Genomic DNA, 18,343 nt, shown 5'->3' on the forward strand with positions numbered 1-18,343 from the left:
CCCGCCCACGTGGCGGGTCCTCTTGTCTTGGGCCTTGTCTCGGGTCGGGGGCATGATTTCACCGGCGTCGCGTATACAATGAGGACAGCCAACCACAGGGAGCCAGGCCACATGAACCAGCGTCAGGAGGTCCCCAGCCGCCGCGGCAAGAACGGTGACGGCGCCGAGCGCCACGAGGCGATCCACCGGGCGATCAGCGATGCCATCATCGAGCATCGCCTCAAGCCCGGCGCGCGCCTGCGCGAGGATGCCCTGGCGGAGGTGTTCGGGGTCAGCCGCACCGGCATCCGCAAGATCCTCCAGCGCCTGGCGCTGGAGCAGCTGGTCACCCTCACCCCGCGGCGCGGCGCCAGCGTCACCCGGCCCACCGCCGAGGAAGCCCGGGAGGTCTTCGAGGCCCGCCAGATGGTCGAGTGCGGGCTGATGCCCGAGGTGGCAAGGCGTATCGATGCGCAGGGTGCCGAGGCGTTGCGAGAGCTCTCCGCCCGCGAGCAGCAGGCGCTGAGAGAGGACGATCACAGCGCGGCGATCCGCCATTCGGCGGACTTCCACACTCGCCTGGCACGCCTGGCCGGCAATGCCACCCTGGCCGACTTCGTCGAGCGACTCTGCTTCCGCTCCTCGCTGATCCTGGCGGTCTACGGGATGCCCGGCCACCTGGGGTGCGAGACCCATGACCACGATGCGCTGATCGCGCTGCTGGCGAAGGGCAGGGGGGACGAGGCCGCTGTGCGGATGGGAGAGCACCTGCGCGCCGTGGAGGCCACCCTGGCGATTGTCGAGGAGGAGCAGGAGACGCCGGACCTGCATCGCATCTTCCACGTTTGACACCCGGGGGCAGCGGCGGGCTTGCGCCGCCGAAGCGGCAGGAGTACATTTCTTGTTGTATACAAAAAAGGTTCGGCATTGGTCCCAATGTCGTGCCGTCCAGTAACAACAAGGTGATGGCATGAGCGCTTCCTCCTACCCCCGCGACCTGATCGGCTACGGCCGCACCCCGCCCCACGCCAACTGGCCCGGCAACGCCCGGATCGCCGTGCAGTTCGTGCTCAACTACGAGGAGGGCGGCGAGAACTGCGTGCTCCATGGGGACGAGGGCTCCGAGCAGTTCCTCTCCGAGATCATCGGCGCGGCCAGTTACCCGGATCGCCACCTGAGCATGGAGTCGATCTACGAGTACGGGTCGCGGGCGGGGGTGTGGCGCATCCTGCGAGAGTTCGAGCGCCGCGGCCTGCCGCTTACCGTGTTCGGCGTGGCCATGGCGCTGGAGCGCCACCCCGAGGTGGCCCACGCCTTCAAGGAGCTGGGCCATGAAATCGCCTGCCACGGCTATCGCTGGATCCACTACCAGGAGGTGCCCGAGCACGTCGAGCGCGAGCACCTGCAGAAGGCGATGGCGATCTTCCAGCGCCTCTACGGGGAGAAGCCGCTGGGCTGGTACACCGGCCGCGACAGCCCCAACACCCGTCGTCTGGTGCTCGACGAGGGCGGCTTCCTCTACGACAGCGACTACTACGGCGACGACCTGCCGTTCTGGACCCGCGAGAAGGATAGCCAGGGTGTCGAGCATGATCATCTGGTGGTGCCCTACACCCTGGACACCAACGACATGCGCTTCGCCGCGCCCCAGGGCTTCAACACCGCCGACCACTTTTTCACCTACCTGCGCGACGCCTTCGACGTCCTCTACGCCGAAGGGGAGGAGTCGCCGAAGATGCTCTCCATCGGCATGCACTGCCGCCTGCTGGGGCGCCCCGGCCGCTTCCGCGCCCTGCAGCGCTTCCTCGACCATATCGAGGCCCACGACCGGGTCTGGGTGGCGCGCCGCGTGGATATCGCCCGACACTGGGCGGAGCATCATCCGGCGCCGGGGCGCTGAGTCATATCACTCGTCCGGATGCGCGGCATTCTGGCGAACATCTTTGAACTGCCGCTTCCCGAAGCGAGAGGCGCCGGGGACAGGTCTGGAGGGGGTCCTATGCCAGGGATGGCATCGGTAGCGCCCAGGGAGGGGTTCACAGCGCCCCCGAACAGGCCTGTCGCCGGATCAGCCTCGAGCGATGTCTGCCACGGGCACGGCTTTCGGCCCAAGCCTTTTCAGGACACACCATGAACCAACGCACCTACTATGCCCCGCATGGCGGGCATCCGCCCCAGACCCAGCTGCTCTCCGACCGGGCGGTGTTCACCGAGGCCTACGCCTTCATTCCCCGGGGGGTGATGCGCGACATCGTCACCAGCAACCTGCCGTTCTGGGAGAAGACCCGGTTGTGGGTGCTGGCGCGCCCGCTCTCCGGCTTCGCCGAGACCTTCTCCCAGTACATCATGGAGGTTTCCCCCGGCGGCGGCAGCGAGCGTCCCGAGCCCGACCCCGAGGCCGAGGGGGTGCTCTTCGTGGTGGAGGGCGAGATGACCCTGACCCTGGCCGGCGAGCGCCACCGCATGGTGCCCGGCGGCTATGCCTTCCTGCCGCCGGGCAGCAAGTGGCAGCTGCGCAACGAATCCGACGCCCCGGTGCGCTTCCACTGGGTGCGCAAGGCCTACGAGCGGGTCGAGGGCATCGAGGTGCCGGAAGCCTTCGTGGTCAACGAGAACGATATCGCCCCCAACGAGATGCCGGGCACCGAGGGACGCTGGGCGACCACCCGCTTCGTCGACCCCGAGGACGTGCGCCACGACATGCACGTCAACATCGTTACCTTCCAGCCCGGCGCGGTGATCCCCTTCGACGAGACCCACGTCATGGAGCATGGCCTCTACGTGCTCGAGGGCAAGGCGGTCTACCACCTCAACCAGGAGTGGGTGGAGGTCGAGGCCGGCGACTTCATGTGGCTGCGCGCCTTCTGCCCCCAGGCCTGCTATGCCGGCGGCCCGGGCTCGTTCCGCTACCTGCTCTACAAGGACGTCAATCGCCACGCCGCGCTGCGGCCGGCGATGCGCTGAGAGCTTGACGGGAGGGGCGCCGGGGACAGGCCTGGAGGGGGTCCGAGGACCAGGGACGGCCGAGGTAGCGTACAGGGACGTATTCACAGCGCCCCCGATCTGGTCCGGCACTCCGGGGCCTGTCGCCGGGTAAGCCCCGATAGGAGAGCCAGAAATGGTCAGGAGAACGACATGCTGGAACTGAAAGCCGAACCGCTGACGGCCGAGGCCTTCGCGCCCTTCGGCGACGTTATCGACGCCCGCACCGCCGACTGGTTTCCCATCAACGCCGGGCGCACCCGGCGCCACCATGACCTGGCCAAGGTCGAGACCCTGGGGGAGGGCGCGCGGACGCTGATCAGCCTCTTCGTCAGCCAGCCGGTGACGCTACCCCTGGAACTCGACTTCCTGGAGCGTCATCCACTGGGCAGCCAGGCCTTCATGCCGCTGCATGAGGAACGCTTCGTGGTGGTGGTGGCGCCACCGGGTGACGAGATCGATCCTGCCGAGGTGCGTGCCTTCGTCACCGACGGGCGCCAGGGGGTCAACTACCGCGCCGGCACCTGGCATGCCATCCAGTCGGTGCTGGAGCGGGAAGGGGAGTTCCTGGTCGTCGATCGCGGCGGCGAGGGGAACAACTGCGATGAATACCCCCTGTCGATACAGGTCGTCCTGTAACGCAGGGTCTACGGCCTCCCTACAGGTACCCAAGCCACTGAAGCGGCTTGGGTATTTTTTGGATACAAGAATATTTGAAAATATTTTCCACATAGTCTTGACGCTCCGTTGTGGCGGGCCTAGTCTCGGTATACAGAAAATGTTTCCACAAAAATAAATCCCTCAGGAGGAAGCCGTCATGGCCCGCATGACCGCCGCAGAAGCCGCCGTTCACGTGCTCCGCAAGGAAGGTATCGAGGTCGCCTTCGGCGTGCCCGGCGCCGCCATCAACCCCTTCTATGCCGCCCTGCGCAAGGTGGGTGGGGTCGATCACGTCCTGGCCCGCCATGTCGAGGGCGCCTCGCACATGGCCGAGGGCTACACTCGCACCAAAGCCGGCAACATCGGGGTGTGTATCGGGACCTCGGGGCCCGCCGGCACCGACATGATCACCGGCCTCTACTCCGCCTCCGCGGACTCCATCCCGATCCTCTGCATCACCGGCCAGGCGCCCCGCGCCAAGCTGCACCAGGAGGACTTCCAGGCGGTGGACATCCGCGAGATCGCCGGGCCTGTCACCAAGTGGGCCGTCACCGTGCTGGAGCCGGCCCAGGTGCCGCGTGCCTTCCAGCAGGCCTTCCACCTGATGCGCTCGGCGCGCCCCGGCCCGGTGCTGATCGACCTGCCCATCGACGTGCAGATGAGCGAGATCGAGTTCGACCCGGAGACCTACGAGCCGCTGTCGGTCTACAGGCCGACCGCCACCCGGGCCCAGGCCGAGAAGGCCATCGCCATGCTGCAGCAGGCCGAGCGGCCGCTGATCGTCGCTGGCGGCGGCATCATCAACGCCGACGCCAGCGATCGCCTGGTGGCGTTCGCCGAGCTCGTCGGGGTGCCGGTGATCCCGACCCTGATGGGCTGGGGCACGATCCCCGACGATCACCCGCTGATGGCCGGCATGGTGGGGTTGCAGACCTCCCATCGCTACGGCAATGCCACCCTGCTGGAGTCGGACTTCGTGATGGGCATCGGCAACCGTTGGGCCAACCGCCACACCGGCAACGTCGAGACCTATACCCGGGGCCGCACCTTCGTCCACGTGGATATCGAGCCGACCCAGATCGGACGCATCTTCGGTCCCGACTTCGGTATCGTTTCCGACGCCGGGGCGGCGCTCGAACTCTTCCTCGAGGTGGCCCGCGAGCTCGAGGCCGAGGGGCGGCTGCGCCAGCGCAGCCGCTGGATCGAGTCCTGCCAGGAGCGCAAGCACACCCTGCTGCGCAAGACCCACTTCGACGAGGTGCCGGTCAAGCCGCAGCGGGTCTACGAGGAGATGAACCGGGTCTTCGGCCGCAACACCCGATATGTCAGCACCATCGGCCTGTCGCAGATCGCCGGCGCCCAGTTCCTGCACGTCTACCAGCCGCGCCACTGGATCAATTGCGGTCAGGCCGGCCCGCTGGGCTGGACCATTCCCGCTGCCCTGGGGGTGCGCCGCGCCGACCCCGAAGCCGAGGTGGTGGCGCTCTCCGGCGACTATGATTTCCAGTTCATGGTCGAGGAACTGGCCGCCGGCGCCCAGTTCAAGCTGCCCTGGGTGCACGTGCTGGTGAACAACTCCTACCTGGGGCTGATCCGCCAGGCCCAGCGCGGCTTCGACATGGACTACTGCGTGCAGCTCGCCTTCGAGAACATCAACTGCCCCGAGATCAACGGCTACGGCGTGGACCATGTCTCGGTGGTAGAGGGGCTGGGCTGCAAGGCGCTGCGGGTCACCGAGCCCGACGCCATCGCCCCGGCCCTGGAGGAGGCCCGCCGCCTGGCCGCCGAGTATCGCGTGCCGGTGGTGGTGGAGGTGATCCTCGAGCGGGTGACCAATATCGCCATGGGCACCGACCTGGACGGCGTCAACGAGTTCGAGGCCCTGGCCGAGAACGTCCAGGATGCGCCGACCTCCATCGCTTCCCTGACCTGAGTTTCATCGGGAGTGCGTGGGGCTGAACCGTCGACAAGCCTACGAGGAGGCGCTGTGAACCCATCCATGGGCGCTACCGATGCCATCCCTGGCATAGGACCTCCTCTTCGGCTTGTCCCCGGCGCCCCACACCCTGACCAATTGAGCAAGGAGACCAAGATGCCCAAGTTTGCCGCCAACCTCAGCATGCTGTTCACCGAGGTGGACTTCCTCGACCGCTTCCAGGCCGCCGCAGAAGCCGGCTTCAAGGGCGTGGAGTACCTCTTCCCGTACGACTTCGAGGCCGCCGAGATCAAGCGGCGCCTCGACGACAACGGCCTGACTCAGGTGCTGTTCAACCTGCCCGCGGGCGACTGGGCCGCGGGCGAACGCGGCATCGCCTGCCACCCGGAGCGCGTCGCCGAATTCCGCGAGGGGGTCGAGCGTGCCATCGCCTACGCCCGCGTGCTGGGCAATACCCAGGTCAACTGCCTGGCCGGGATCAAGCCGGAGGGCGTCAGCGACGCCGAGGCACGCCAGACCCTGGTCGGGAACCTGCGCTACGCCGCCGACAAGCTCGCGGATGCCGGCATCCTGCTGATCGCCGAGCCGATCAATACCCGCGACATCCCGGGCTTCTTCCTCAACCGCACCGAGCAGGTACTCCAGATCTTCGACGAGGTGGCAAGCGACAACCTCAAGCTGCAGTACGACATCTATCACATGCAGATCATGGAGGGGGACCTGGCGCCGACCATCGAGAAGCACCTCGGTCGCATCGCCCATGTGCAGATCGCCGACAACCCGGGGCGTCACGAACCGGGCACTGGGGAGATCAACTACCCCTTCCTGTTCGCCCACCTGGATCGCCTGGGCTACCAGGGCTGGATCGGCGCCGAGTACAAGCCCGCCGGCCGCACCCAGGAGGGCCTGGGCTGGCTGGACGCCGCCCGGAGCTGAGCGCGCCGTAAGTAGCGAGAGGCGCCGGGGGCAGGCCGAAGAGGAGGTCCTATGCCAGGGATGGCATCGGTAGCGCCCAGGGAAGGGTTTACAGCGCCTCCTCGCAGGCCTGCCGACGGGTCAGCCTCGAGCGGAGAGGCCTTCTACTCAGGACTGCAACGACAAGACAGACAAAGGAGAGAGATCATGAGCAAGATCGGATTTATCGGCCTCGGCATCATGGGTCGCCCCATGGCGGGCCACCTGCTGGACGCCGGCCACGAGCTCACCACCGTCAAGCGGGGCAAGCTCGACGAGACGCTGGCCAGCAAGGGCATGCAGGAGCTCGCAAGCCCCCGCGCGGTCGCCGAGCAGGCCGAGGTGATCATCACCATGGTGCCGGACACCCCGGACGTCGAGCAGGTGCTGTTCGGCGAGAATGGGGTCATCGAGGGCCTGAAACCCGGCACCCTGGTGATCGACATGAGCTCCATCGCGCCGATCCCCACCCAGGACTTCGCCCGGCGCATCCATGAGGCCGGCGGTGAGTATGTCGACGCCCCGGTCTCCGGCGGGGAAGGCGGTGCCATCAACGCCGCCCTGACCATCATGGTCGGCGCCACCGACGAGGGTTTCACCCGGGCCAGGCCGGTCCTCGAGGTGATGGGCAAGACCATCACCCATATCGGCGGCCACGGCGCCGGCCAGACCTGCAAGGTGGCGAACCAGATCGTCGTCGCCCTGACCATCGAGGCGGTGGCCGAGGGCCTGCTGTTCGCCTCGAAGGCGGGCGCCGACGTGGCCAAGGTGCGCGAATCGCTGCTCGGCGGGCTGGCCCAGTCGAAGATCCTCGACGTGCACGGCGAGCGCATGATCCAGCGCACCTTCGATCCCGGCTTCAAGATCAAGCTGCACCAGAAGGATCTCAACCTGGCACTGGAAGGCGCGCGCAGCCTCGACCTGGCGCTGCCCGGTACCGCCAACGCCCAGCAGCTGTTCCAGGCCTGTGCCGCCAACGGCGGCGGCGAGTGGGACCATGCCGGCATCCTGCGTGCCCTGGAGACCCTGGCCAACCACGAGGTGGGCCAGGCGTGAGTTCCGGCGCCGGCCCGGTGCTGGGCCGGCGCGGACAGGGGAGGTGACTGCTCCCCGAGGGCCTGCCGGCAGACATCGTTCGGCGACGAGCGGCAGAATCCGGTAGGCTCCGGAAGGCGGGCGTCGGGTCGTCGCACGCCTTCCGGCCGCCCCGGCGGCCTTTCCCGGTGGCAGGCGCGACCTGTCGCCGGGTCCTTTTTCACGGACCCCGAACCCGGGGCACCGTGCATGATCCTCGAATCCGGATCGCTGCTTATGATCCCGAACCCTGATCGCTGCTTATGATCCCCGAACCCGGATCGTTCACGACCCAAGAATTCCTGGATGGCCCCGGTGGGGCCATCCGCCGCAGAGGAGAACCCCATGGTCGCCACGCCGTCCCCATCCTCCCCCGAGGCCATCGCCGCGCTGTCGGCGCCGGAGGCCCTGAGCTGGCTGCGCGGCCTGGCCGACACCGCCGTGCGCGCCGTGCACCCCGACAGCCTGCTGCCCGGCGAACTGCCCCCGCCGCCCGCCGGCCGCACCCTGGTGGTGGGTGCCGGCAAGGCCGCCGCCGCCATGGCCGCGACCTTGGAGCGCGCCTGGCAGGCCCACCAGCCCGAGGCCCCTCTCGACGGGCTGGTGGTGACCCGCTACGGGCACGGTATCGAGGTTCACGAGGCGCCCTGCGGGCGGATCGAGGTACTCGAGGCCTCCCATCCCATGCCCGACGGCCTGAGCGAGGAGGCCGCCCGTCGCATGCTCGAGGCGGTCGAGCCGCTGGGCGAGGAGGACCTGGTGATCGCGCTGATCTCCGGCGGTGGCTCGGCGCTGATGAGCCTGCCGGCCCCCGGCATCACCCTGGCCGAGAAGCAGGCGCTCAACCGTGAGCTGCTGCGCTGCGGGGCACCGATCCGTGAGATCAACACCGTGCGCCGCCACCTCTCGGCGATCAAGGGCGGGCGCCTGGCCGCCGCGGCTCACCCGGCGCAGGTGCTGACCTGGGTGATCTCCGACGTGCCCGGCGACGACCCGACCCTGGTCGCCTCCGGCCCGACCCTGCCCGACGCCAGCACCCCGGCGGATGCCCTGGCCATCCTCGAGCGTCACGGCATCGCCATCCCCGTCCCGGTGCGGCGCCACCTCGAGGGGGCCGGCCAGGCGCCTGCACCCGATGATCCCGGCTTCGCCCGCGACCGTGCCCGGGTGCTGGCTCGCGCCGCCGATGCCCTGGAGGCCGCCCGCGTGGCCGCCGCGACGAGTGGTATCGAGGTGCGTGTGCTGGGCGATGACCTCGAGGGCGAGGCTCGCGAGCTGGGGCGCGCCCAGGCGCACCTGGCACTCTCGAGCCAGGCGGGACTCAGCCGGCCGCTGCTGCTGCTCTCCGGCGGCGAGTCCAGCGTCACGGTGCGCGGCGATGGCCGCGGCGGGCGCAACGTCGAGTACCTGCTGGGGCTCTTCGAGGCGCTTCAGGGCGCACCGGGCATCCACGCCCTGGCCATCGACACCGATGGCATCGACGGCTCCGAGGACAACGCCGGGGCCCTGATCGCCGATGCCGACTGGGCCCGTGCCCGAAAGCAGGGGCTTGACCCGGCCACCTTTCTGTCACGCAATGATGCCTACACTTTCTTCCAGGCGCTGGAGCGGCTGATCGTTACCGGCCCCACGCGTACCAACGTCAACGACTTCCGTGCCATCCTGATCCTGCCGAGGACACCATGAGCCATCTCCCCCATGCCCCCATCCACGACCCCATCCGGCGCACCAAGATCGTCGCCACCCTGGGCCCCGCCAGCGACCGCGAGGGGGTGCTCGAGGCGATGATCGCCGCCGGCGTCGACGTGGTGCGCCTCAACTTCTCCCACGGCGCGGCCGATGACCATCGCCGCCGCCTCGAGCGGGTGCGCGAGATCGCCGCCCGCCAGGGCAGGAGTGTCGCCGCCCTGGGCGACCTGCAGGGCCCCAAGATCCGCATCGCCCGCTTCGCCGAGGGTGCCGTTGAGCTCGAGGAGGGAGACGCCTTCATCCTCGACATGGCGCTGGAAAGCGATGCGGGCACCCGGGAGCGTGTGGGCTGCGATTACAAGCAGCTGATCGAGGACGTCGCCCCCGGTGACCGCCTGCTGCTCGACGACGGCCGGCTGGTGCTGGACGTCAGCGGCGTCGAGGGGCGCGAGATCCACACCACCGTTATCGTGGGCGGCAAGCTCTCTAACAACAAGGGCATCAACAAGCAGGGCGGCGGCCTCTCGGCGCCGGCACTCACCGACAAGGACCGCGCGGACCTGGCCACCGCCGTGGCGATCGGGGTCGACTACCTGGCGGTCTCCTTCCCGCGCAACGCCGCCGACATGGCCGAGGCCCGCGAGCTGCTGGGCGAGGCAGGCAAGGAGATCGGCCTGGTGGCCAAGCTCGAGCGTGCCGAGGCCGTGGCCAGCGAGGCGACCCTCGATGGCATCATCCAGTCCTGCGAGGCGGTGATGGTGGCCCGCGGCGACCTCGGAGTCGAGATCGGCGACGAGAAGCTGATCGGCACCCAGAAGCGCATCATCAAGCGCGCCCGCACGCTCAACCGGGCGGTGATCACCGCCACCCAGATGATGGAGTCGATGATCGATTCGCCCCTGCCCACCCGGGCCGAGGTGTTCGACGTCGCCAACGCGGTGCTCGACGGCACCGACGCGGTGATGCTCTCCGCCGAGACCGCCGCCGGCGACTTCCCCGTGGAGACCATCGAGGCCATGGACCGGGTCTGCCTGGGCGCCGAGCGCGAGAAGATCGCTCAGGAGTCGGGACATCGCATCCACGAGGGATTCACTCAGATCGACGAGACCATCGCGCTCTCCGCCATGTACGCCGCCAACCATCTCTCCGGTGTGGCGGCCATCGCCTGCATGACGTCCACCGGCTACACGCCGCTGATCGCCTCGCGCATCCGTTCGGGGCTGCCCATCGTCGGGCTGGCCCACAGCGCCATCGCCCAGCGGCGCATGGCGCTCTATCGCGGGGTGGTCTCGCTGCCCTTCGATACCAGCGAGATGAGCGCGGAGGAGCTCAACGACCGCGCCCTGGCCCTGCTGGTGGAGAAGGGTATCGCCGAGCCCGGCGACCACGTGATCCTCACCCGGGGTGACGAGATGAACGCCCATGGCGGCACCAACACGATGAAGATCCTCGACGTCAATGCCGGTCATCTGCCCAGGCAGTGACGGCGGGCATATCGCGGCGTTCCGATGGCGAGCATCCTGTATACAGGATGCTCGCTGCATGTGGCCATCCGCCCCGAAAAGTGCGAAGGTTTCGCCAGGATCATCACCAGCGAGACATTCATGAGCCAGTCCTTCAGGGAAGGGGTCGAGGCCGCCGTGCGCGCCGGCGAGCGGATCGGCGACCGCCATATCGTCGAGCAGGTGCGCCAGGCGGTGCTCAGCCAGCGCCTGCCGCCGGGCACGCGTCTGCCTGAAGTGGCGCTGGGCGAGATCTTCGGCGTCAGCCGCTCGGTGGTGCGTCGTGCTCTGACTCGCCTGGCCGCCGATCACGTCATCGACCAGCGTCCCAACCAGGTCGCCCGGGTACGTGCCCCCAGTGTGGAGGAGACCCGAGAGACATTCGCCGCCCGCCGCCTGGTGGAGGGCGAGGTGGCCGCGCTGCTGGCGGCCCAGGGAGTTGAACCTGGCGTGTTGACGGCGCTGGAGGCCGAGGCGCGGGCCGAGGCCGAGGCACACGGCCGCGGCGACGAACCGGCTCGCATCGCCCACTCCCTGACCATTCATCATCGCCTGGCTGCACTCTCGCCCAATCGTGTGCTGGGGGCCATGCTCACCGATCTGGTGATGCGCACTTCCATCGTCATCGCCCTCTACAAGCGGCCGACGCTGTCCTCCTGCTACCTGGAGGGGGACCACCCGCGGCTGCTGGCGGCCCTGGGCGAGGGCGATATCGACGGCGCTCGAGGCGCCGTCGTCCGTCACCTGGCGAGCCTCGAGGCGCTGCTCGACCTCGGTCATCGCGAGGAGGAAACCGACCTGCGCGCCATCTTCGCCGGCGTCGCCACGAGCTGACTGGCGCGGCTTGTCGGCATCGGCGGGGTGTCGGACAATGCGCCCATCCACGCCTCGCGGAGCCACGCCATGCTCTTTTTCTCCCGCTCGGGATGTCGCACGCTGCTGCTGGGGCTTGCCCTGATGGTGTCGCCGCTGGCCATCGCCGACGAGCCACCCACCGTGGCCGCCGCCTCGGACCTGCAGTTCGCCCTGAGCGAGGCCGCCGAGCGCTTCACGGCCGAGACCGGCCAGGCGCTGCGCCTCAACTTCGGCTCCTCGGGTAATTTTCGTCGCCAGATCGCCCAGGGGGCCCCGTTCGAGCTCTATCTCTCCGCCGACCAGGCCTATGTGCTGGCGCTGCACGAGGAAGGCCACCTCGAGAATGAGGGCGTGGTCTATGCGGTGGGGCGCCTGGCCTGGCTGCAGCCGAGAGGGCAGGGGGAGTTGCCGGGAGAGCAGGCACCGCTGACCGCGGTGCGCGAGGCGATCGACGCCCATGCGGCGGGGCAGGGCCGACCGCGCATCGCCCTGGCCAACCCCGAGCACGCCCCCTACGGGGTGGCGGCGCGCCAGGCGCTGGAGCACGCCGAGCTGTGGGAGGCGACCGCGCCGCTGCGGGTGCTGGGCGAGAACGTCTCCCAGGCCGCCCGCTTCGCCCTCTCCGGTGATGCCCGTGGCGGCCTGGTGGCATGGTCGCTGGCCCTGGCGCCGCCCATCGCCGAGCGTGGCGAGCATGTGCTGATTCCCGAATCCTGGCATGCCCCGCTTATCCAGCGCATGGCGCTGGTCGAGGATGCCGGTGAGACGGCGCGTGCCTTCTATGCCTGGCTGCAGCAGGAGGAGGCTCGTGCGATCCTGGCCGACTATGGTTTTCGCGCCCCCGGCGATGGCTTCCGCCTCCCCGAGGACACTGGACCCTGATGGATTGGATCGCGCTCTCGGTCTCGCTGCACCTGGCGGCCCTGACGGCGCTGCTGCTGCTGCCGGTGGGGCTGTGGCTGGGGCGCACCCTGGCCGCCAGCCGCTCCCGCGCCAAGCCGCTGGGCGAGGCGCTGATCGCCCTGCCACTGGTGATGCCGCCCACGGTACTGGGCTTCTACCTGATGCAGGCCTTCGGCGTGGAGGCCCCCTTCGGCGGCCTCTGGGAGCAGCTCTTCGGCGTGGGGCTCAACTTCACCTTCGAGGGCATCCTGCTCGCCTCCCTGGTGGCCAACCTGCCCTTCGCGGTGCAGCCGGTGCAGCGCGCCTTCGAGGCGGTGCCGGCCAACCTGCGTGAGGCGGCCTGGTGCAGCGGCCTCTCGCCGCTGCACACCCTGTGGCGCATCGAGCTGCCGCTGGTGTGGCCTGGCATCGTCTCGGCCCTGGCCCTCACCTTCGCCCATACCCTGGGCGAGTTCGGGGTGATCCTGATGGTGGGCGGTGCCATCGACGGCGAGACCCGCACCCTCGCCATCGCCATCTACGACCGGGTGCAGGCCTTCGACGAGAGCGGAGCGGCCAGCATGTCGGCGATGCTGCTGCTGGCCTCCTTCCTCACCATCGGCGTGGTCTACGGCCTGGCGGGCAGGCGGAGGTGGCGCCGTGGTTGAACCCGCCGTGCCCTCGGTCAGCCTCTCCGTCAGCCTCCACCAGTCGGGGCCCATCCCGCTGGCCGCCGACTTCCACTGCGCCGCCGGCGAACTGCTGGCCCTGGTGGGGCCCTCCGGCAGCGGCAAGACGACCCTGCTGCGGGCCATCGCCGGCCTGGCGCGTCCGGCGACAGGGCGGGTCAGCGTCGGCGAAGAAACCTGGCTCGATGCCGAGGCGGGTATCTGCCTCTCGCCCCAGCGCCGCCGCGTCGGGCTGGTGTTCCAGGACTATGCGCTCTTCCCCCACCTGACGGCGCTGGGCAACGTCATGGTCGCCCTGGGCCATCTGCCCTCCGCCGAGCGCCGGCGGCGTGCCGAGGAATGGCTCTCTCGGGTGCGCCTGGATGGCCTGGCCGGGCGCCATCCCGGCGAGCTCTCCGGTGGCCAGCGCCAGCGGGTGGCGCTGGCCCGGGCGTTGGCGCGCAATCCTCGGGTGCTGTTGCTCGATGAGCCCTTCTCGGCGGTGGATCAGGTCACCCGGCGACGCCTGCAGCGCGAGCTGGCGCTGCTGCGTCAGGAGATCCGCATCCCCATCGTGCTGGTCACCCACGACCTCGACGAGGCGGCGGCGCTGGCGGATCGCCTGTGCGTGCTGCATGCCGGGCGCACCCTGCAGGATGGCCCGCCGGAGGCGCTGTTCCGCCGGCCGACCTCGCCCCAGGTGGCGCGGCTGCTCGACCGCCACAACGTCTTCACCGGCGAGGTGGTGGAGGAGGGCGGTGAGCGCCGCCTGGCCTGGGGACCCTGGACGCTGGAGGTGGCCGAGGGGCTGGCATCGTTGCCGTTGGGCGCCCGGGTGGCCTGGTACCTGCCACCCTCGGACGTGGTGCTGCACCGCCGTGGGCGCCCCTCGCTTGGCGAGCGTGAGAACCCGGTGAGTGCCCGCGTCGAAGAGCTGGTGGTGCTGGGCGGGATGACCTCGGTGACCCTGGCCTTCGACCATACCCCGCAGCGGCTCGGCTTCGAGATCGCCACCCACGCCGCCCGCCGCAACGGACTGGCCCGGGGCGAGGCGGTGCAGGTCTCGCTGCTCGCCGCGGGCATCCACCCGATGCCGGATGCCCCCGCGTCCGGCGATGACACCAGGAACCTGCCATGAAACGCCTGCTTCACGTTGCCATCCTGCTCCTCGGCCCGCTCGCGCTTCCCGCGACGAGCCTCGCCGAGACACCCGCGGAACGCTGGCGGCTCGCCGTTCACGGCGACTCGGGGCCGCATGACTTCCGGGTCGAGGTGGCGGATGAGCCGGCCGAGCGCAGCCGCGGCCTGATGGGGCGCGAGCGCCTCGCCGAGGACGCCGGCATGCTCTTTCTCTACGCCGCCGAGCAGCCCGGCGGCAGCGGCTTCTGGATGTACAACACCCTGATCCCGCTGGATATCGCCTTCATCGACGGGGCGGGGCGCATCGTCTCGACCCACACCATGGAGCCCTGCGGCTCCAGCGCCCCCGCCGACTGTGCGGTGACCCGCCCGGGGGTGCCCTATCGGGCGGCGCTGGAGGTCAACGCCGGCACCTTCGCGGCGCTGGGCATCGGCGTGGGCGACTGCGTCGCCTGGCCGGGAGAGGAGCAGCGCTGCCAGGCGCTGGAGTGACGGGCTGTCATTCAACGCTGGGCGCCCTAGAATAGGACCGAGCGGCCATGCTGCCGCATCGCACGACCCATAACCATAACCGCGGCTCGAGTTCCTCGAGGCGCCGCTGCAAGGACACGCCATGATGCCCCATCGACCGCTTGCCAAGCTGGCCGCCGCCCTGGCCGGCGCCGCCGTGCTCTCCGCCTCGCTCTCCGTTCAGGCGCGCGAGATCGCCGTCTCCACCGTGCTCTCCGACGCCTTCCCCTGGGGCCAGGCGGCGGAGAAGTGGGCCGAGCTGGTGGAGGAACGCACCGAGGGGCGCCTCACCATGCGCGTCTACCCCAACTCCCAGCTGGTCAACGGCGACCAGACCCGCGAATTCTCCGCCATGCGCTCCGGCCTGATCGACGCAGCGGTGGGCTCCACCATCAACTGGTCGCCCCAGGTGCCGGAGCTCAACCTCTTCTCGCTGCCCTTCTTCCTGCCCGACGAGGCGGCGGTGGACGCCGTGACTGGCGGCGAGGCCGGCGAGATGATCTTCGCGGCCATCGAGTCTCGCGATGTCATCCCGCTGGGCTGGGGCGAGAACGGTTTCCGCCAGCTCTCCAACTCCCGGGGGGCGATCGACGAGCCCGCGGACCTGGAGGGACTGAAGATCCGCGTGGTGGGCTCGCCGCTGTTCCAGGACACCTTCGACGCCCTGGGCGCCGACCCCACCCAGATGAGCTGGGCCGATGCCAAACCCGCGCTGACCACCGGCGCGGTGGACGGCCAGGAGAACCCGCTCTCGGTGTTCGATGTGGCGCGCATCGACCAGGTGGGGCAGGAACACCTGACCCTGTGGAACTACATGAACGACCCGCTGATCTTCGCCGTGAACCGCCAGGTGTGGGAGTCCCTGGACGAGGGCGATCGCGAGATCCTGCGCGAGACCGCGATGGAGGCGGGCGAGTGGGAGATCGCCATGACCCGCGAGGAGGAGAGTGATCGCCTGGCCGCCATCCAGGAGCGTGGCGTCACCGTCACCGAGCTCTCCGATGAGCAGTATCAGGCCTTCGTCGAGGCTACCGCCGGCGTTCACGACGAGTGGATTCCCGAGATCGGCGAAGAGATCGTCGAGGCCGCCCGGGTCGCCGTCGAGGCGCGCTGATCCCCACTCTTCCTTCCGACCGACCGGCCGGCCCTCGTGGCCGGCCGCTGCCTTGTGAGGTACCCATGATTCCCTCTCCCGACGCCCGGCCGGAGCGCTGGCTGGCCGCCCTGGCCCTGGTGATCATCTCACTGATCAGCCTGGGTAACGTGGTGACCCGCTACATCACCGGCGGCTCGCTCGCCTTTACCGAGGAGTTCTCTGTGTTCCTGCTGGTGGTGCTGACCTTTGCCGGCGCCGCCGTGGCGCTGCGTCGCAACGGTCATATCCGCATCGGCATGCTGGAGCGGGCGCTGCCGCCCGGTCCGCGCCGGCTGTTGGTGCTCTTCCAGGGGCTCTGCGGGGTCGTGGTGCTGGGGCTGATCGCCTGGTTCGGCACCAAGCTGGCCTGGCAGGAGTACCAGTGGGGGAGCACCTCGCCGGGGCTGGGCTTGCCCCAGTGGTGGTATATCGTCTGGCTGCCCGTGCTGGCGGCGGTGATGCTGGTGCGCCAGCTGCAGCAGACACGGGACCGCCTGCGCGGGAGGCTCGACGATGAGTGCTGACCTGTGGATGCTGCTGGCCTTCGCCGGACTGCTCATCGCCGGTGTGCCGGTGGCCTTCTCCCTGGGGCTGGCCGGGGCGGTGGGGATTCTCAGCGGGCTGTCTCCCGCGATGCTGGCCACGCTGGGCACCAATACCTATAACAGCATCGCCAAGTACCCGCTGATCGCCATCCCGCTGTTCATCCTGACCGGGCTGATCTTCGAGCGTTCCGGCGTGGCGCTGCGCCTGGTGCGCTTCGCCCAGGCGCTGATCGGCCCACGCCACGGTGGCCTGGCGCTAGTGGCGGTGCTGGTGTGCATGATCATGGGGGGCATGAGTGGCTCGGGGCCCGCGGATGCCGCCGCGGTGGCCATGGTGATGCTGCCCAGCATGACGAAGGCCGGCTACCCGAGGCCCTTCTCGGCCACGCTGATCGCCGCCTCGGCCTCCACGGCGATCCTGATCCCGCCCTCGGTGGCGCTGATCCTCTACTCCATCGTCGTGCCGGGGGTCGACCTGCGTGCGTTGTTCGCCGCGGGGCTCTTCCCTGGTGTGCTCGCCGGGCTGGCGCTGCTGGTGCCGGCGCTGCTGGTCTCGAAGCGCTATGGTTGGGAAGGTCGGGGTTGGGAAGGTCGGGGCTGGGAGGGCGGTGCGCCGGTGGCGGGCGCCGAGCGACTCGGGGTGGGCGAGACCTTCAAGCAGGCGCTGCCGGCGCTGTTCGCCCCGGTGCTGATCCTCGGGGGGCTGCGCTCGGGGCTCTTCACCCCCACCGAGGCGGCGGTGGTGGCGGTGGCCTACGGGGTGGTGATCGGGCTCTTCGTCACCCGCGAGCTCGGCTGGCGCGACCTCTGGGCGCTGTTCGGCGAGGCGGCGGTGATCTCCGGGGTGGTGATGCTGATCATCGCCCTGGCGGGCATCTTCGCCTGGGCGGGCACCATGCTCGGCACCTTCCGCCACCTGGCGGAGTGGATCATCTCGCTATCCGACAGCGGCGTCGTGCTGCTGGTGCTGGTCATGCTGGCGGTGCTGGCCGCCGGCATGCTGCTGGATGCCATCTCCATCTACCTGATCATGATGCCGATCCTGATCCCGGTGATGCAGCACTTCGAATGGAACCCGGTGTGGTTCGGCATTTTGCTGGCGATGAACATCGCCATCGGCCAGTTCACCCCGCCGGTGGCGGTGAACCTGATGGTGACCACCGAGGTGGCGAAGATTCGCCTCGAGCAGACCGTGGGCTGGGCGCTGCTCTTCGTCGCCGCCATGGCCGGCGCCCTGGCGCTGGTCGCGGTGTTCCCGGAGATCGCGCTGTGGCTGCCACGGGTGCTCGGCTACAACGTCGGCTGACCGTCCTGGCGCTCGTCGAGCAGGCGCCGGAAGAGCGCGGCGCTCTCGGCGTCGAAGAGCACGAAGCGTACCCGCTCGATGCAGGGGCAGCGGGGCAGGGTGTCAATCACCGTCTCGATTGCCACCCGCGCGGCCTCCGCCAGCGGGTAGCCGAAGGCACCCGCGGAGAGCGCCGGGAAGGCGATGGAGACGATGCCGTGTCGTTCCGCCAGCTCCAGCGCATGGCGGTAGCAGGCCGCCAACAGTTCTTCCGACGGTTCGTCTACGCCGTAGACCGGCCCGAGGCAGTGGATCATATGACGGTTGGGCAGGCCGTAGGCCGCGGTGATCACCGCTTCCCCGGGGCGGATCGGCGCCAGGGGGCGGCAGGCGTGGTCGAGCTCGGGGCCGGCGGCGCGGTGCAGGGCACCGGCCACGCCGCCGCCGGGGCGCAGCTGGGCGTTGGCGGCGTTGACCACCGCCTCGATGTCGGGCTGTCGGGCGATATCGCCCTGGATGCACTCGATCATGGTGTCTCCTCGATTGC

The 18,343-nt window shown here is 69.4% G+C and carries 18 protein-coding genes; 17 read left to right on the plus strand and 1 reads right to left on the minus strand.

Translation table 11 applies throughout. From position 1 onward, the window contains the following. Positions 1-111: 111 nt before the first annotated feature. From RAN53_RS01270 to RAN53_RS01350, 17 genes are all read left to right on the plus strand, one after another. A complete protein-coding gene (locus tag RAN53_RS01270; RefSeq protein WP_305795005.1) occupies positions 112-828 on the plus strand; it encodes a GntR family transcriptional regulator in 717 nt (238 codons plus the stop codon). 121 nt (positions 829-949) lie between these two features. Further along, a complete protein-coding gene (puuE, locus tag RAN53_RS01275; RefSeq protein ID WP_305795006.1) occupies positions 950-1,879 on the plus strand; it encodes an allantoinase PuuE in 930 nt (309 codons plus the stop codon). A gap of 230 nt (positions 1,880-2,109) precedes the next feature. Continuing rightward, positions 2,110-2,943: a bifunctional allantoicase/(S)-ureidoglycine aminohydrolase gene (locus RAN53_RS01280; RefSeq protein WP_305795007.1), complete on the plus strand. Its 834-nt coding sequence runs from the start codon at positions 2,110-2,112 to the stop codon at positions 2,941-2,943. Between the two features lie 171 nt (positions 2,944-3,114). Further along, positions 3,115-3,600 carry an ureidoglycolate lyase gene (locus RAN53_RS01285; protein ID WP_305795009.1) on the plus strand — a complete coding sequence of 162 codons (486 nt, stop codon included), beginning with the start codon at positions 3,115-3,117 and terminating at the stop codon, positions 3,598-3,600. 178 nt (positions 3,601-3,778) lie between these two features. Then, complete coding sequence (gcl, locus tag RAN53_RS01290; RefSeq protein ID WP_305795010.1) at positions 3,779-5,554, plus strand: glyoxylate carboligase; 1,776 nt, start codon at positions 3,779-3,781, stop codon at positions 5,552-5,554. Positions 5,555-5,713: 159 nt separating this feature from the next. Beyond that, on the plus strand, positions 5,714-6,493 hold the full coding sequence (gene hyi / locus RAN53_RS01295; protein ID WP_305795011.1) for a hydroxypyruvate isomerase: 780 nt from the start codon (positions 5,714-5,716) through the stop codon (positions 6,491-6,493). A 186-nt stretch (positions 6,494-6,679) separates the two neighbouring features. Further along, complete coding sequence (locus RAN53_RS01300) at positions 6,680-7,567, plus strand: 2-hydroxy-3-oxopropionate reductase (RefSeq protein WP_305795012.1); 888 nt, start codon at positions 6,680-6,682, stop codon at positions 7,565-7,567. Between the two features lie 363 nt (positions 7,568-7,930). Continuing rightward, a complete protein-coding gene (locus RAN53_RS01305) occupies positions 7,931-9,271 on the plus strand; it encodes a glycerate kinase (RefSeq protein ID WP_305795013.1) in 1,341 nt (446 codons plus the stop codon). Continuing rightward, positions 9,268-10,758, plus strand: coding sequence for a pyruvate kinase (pyk, locus tag RAN53_RS01310; RefSeq protein ID WP_305795014.1), 1,491 nt, complete (start codon positions 9,268-9,270; stop codon positions 10,756-10,758). Before RAN53_RS01305 ends, pyk begins: the two co-directional genes overlap by 4 nt. A gap of 120 nt (positions 10,759-10,878) precedes the next feature. Continuing rightward, the gene (locus RAN53_RS01315) at positions 10,879-11,610 is read left to right on the plus strand and encodes a GntR family transcriptional regulator (protein WP_305795015.1); all 732 of its coding nucleotides are present in this window, start codon (positions 10,879-10,881) and stop codon (positions 11,608-11,610) included. 69 nt (positions 11,611-11,679) lie between these two features. Then, complete coding sequence (modA, locus tag RAN53_RS01320) at positions 11,680-12,513, plus strand: molybdate ABC transporter substrate-binding protein (RefSeq protein ID WP_305795016.1); 834 nt, start codon at positions 11,680-11,682, stop codon at positions 12,511-12,513. Further along, positions 12,513-13,181 (plus strand): molybdate ABC transporter permease subunit, encoded by a 669-nt coding sequence (modB, locus tag RAN53_RS01325; protein WP_305795017.1) that lies wholly within the window; start codon positions 12,513-12,515, stop codon positions 13,179-13,181. Before modA ends, modB begins: the two co-directional genes overlap by 1 nt. Beyond that, positions 13,174-14,319: an ABC transporter ATP-binding protein gene (locus RAN53_RS01330; protein WP_305795018.1), complete on the plus strand. Its 1,146-nt coding sequence runs from the start codon at positions 13,174-13,176 to the stop codon at positions 14,317-14,319. Before modB ends, RAN53_RS01330 begins: the two co-directional genes overlap by 8 nt. Next, entirely contained in the window at positions 14,316-14,813 is a 498-nt protein-coding gene (locus RAN53_RS01335; protein ID WP_305795019.1) for a DUF192 domain-containing protein, read from the plus strand. Before RAN53_RS01330 ends, RAN53_RS01335 begins: the two co-directional genes overlap by 4 nt. Before the next feature lie 121 nt (positions 14,814-14,934). After that, complete coding sequence (locus RAN53_RS01340; protein WP_305795020.1) at positions 14,935-15,945, plus strand: DctP family TRAP transporter solute-binding subunit; 1,011 nt, start codon at positions 14,935-14,937, stop codon at positions 15,943-15,945. A gap of 65 nt (positions 15,946-16,010) precedes the next feature. Then, on the plus strand, positions 16,011-16,490 hold the full coding sequence (locus RAN53_RS01345; protein WP_305795021.1) for a TRAP transporter small permease: 480 nt from the start codon (positions 16,011-16,013) through the stop codon (positions 16,488-16,490). Then, positions 16,480-17,817, plus strand: a complete 1,338-nt coding sequence (locus tag RAN53_RS01350; protein WP_305795022.1) for a TRAP transporter large permease — start codon at positions 16,480-16,482, stop codon at positions 17,815-17,817. Before RAN53_RS01345 ends, RAN53_RS01350 begins: the two co-directional genes overlap by 11 nt. On the opposite strand, the gene RAN53_RS01355 is transcribed toward RAN53_RS01350, so the two are convergent. Then, on the minus strand, positions 17,802-18,326 hold the full coding sequence (locus RAN53_RS01355; protein WP_305795023.1) for a macro domain-containing protein: 525 nt from the start codon (positions 18,324-18,326) through the stop codon (positions 17,802-17,804). The genes RAN53_RS01350 and RAN53_RS01355 overlap by 16 nt on opposite strands. Between the last annotated feature and the right edge of the window lie 17 nt (positions 18,327-18,343).

It is taken from the genome of Halomonas sp. SSL-5, from assembly GCF_030708455.1.
Classification (GTDB): domain Bacteria; phylum Pseudomonadota; class Gammaproteobacteria; order Pseudomonadales; family Halomonadaceae; genus Halomonas.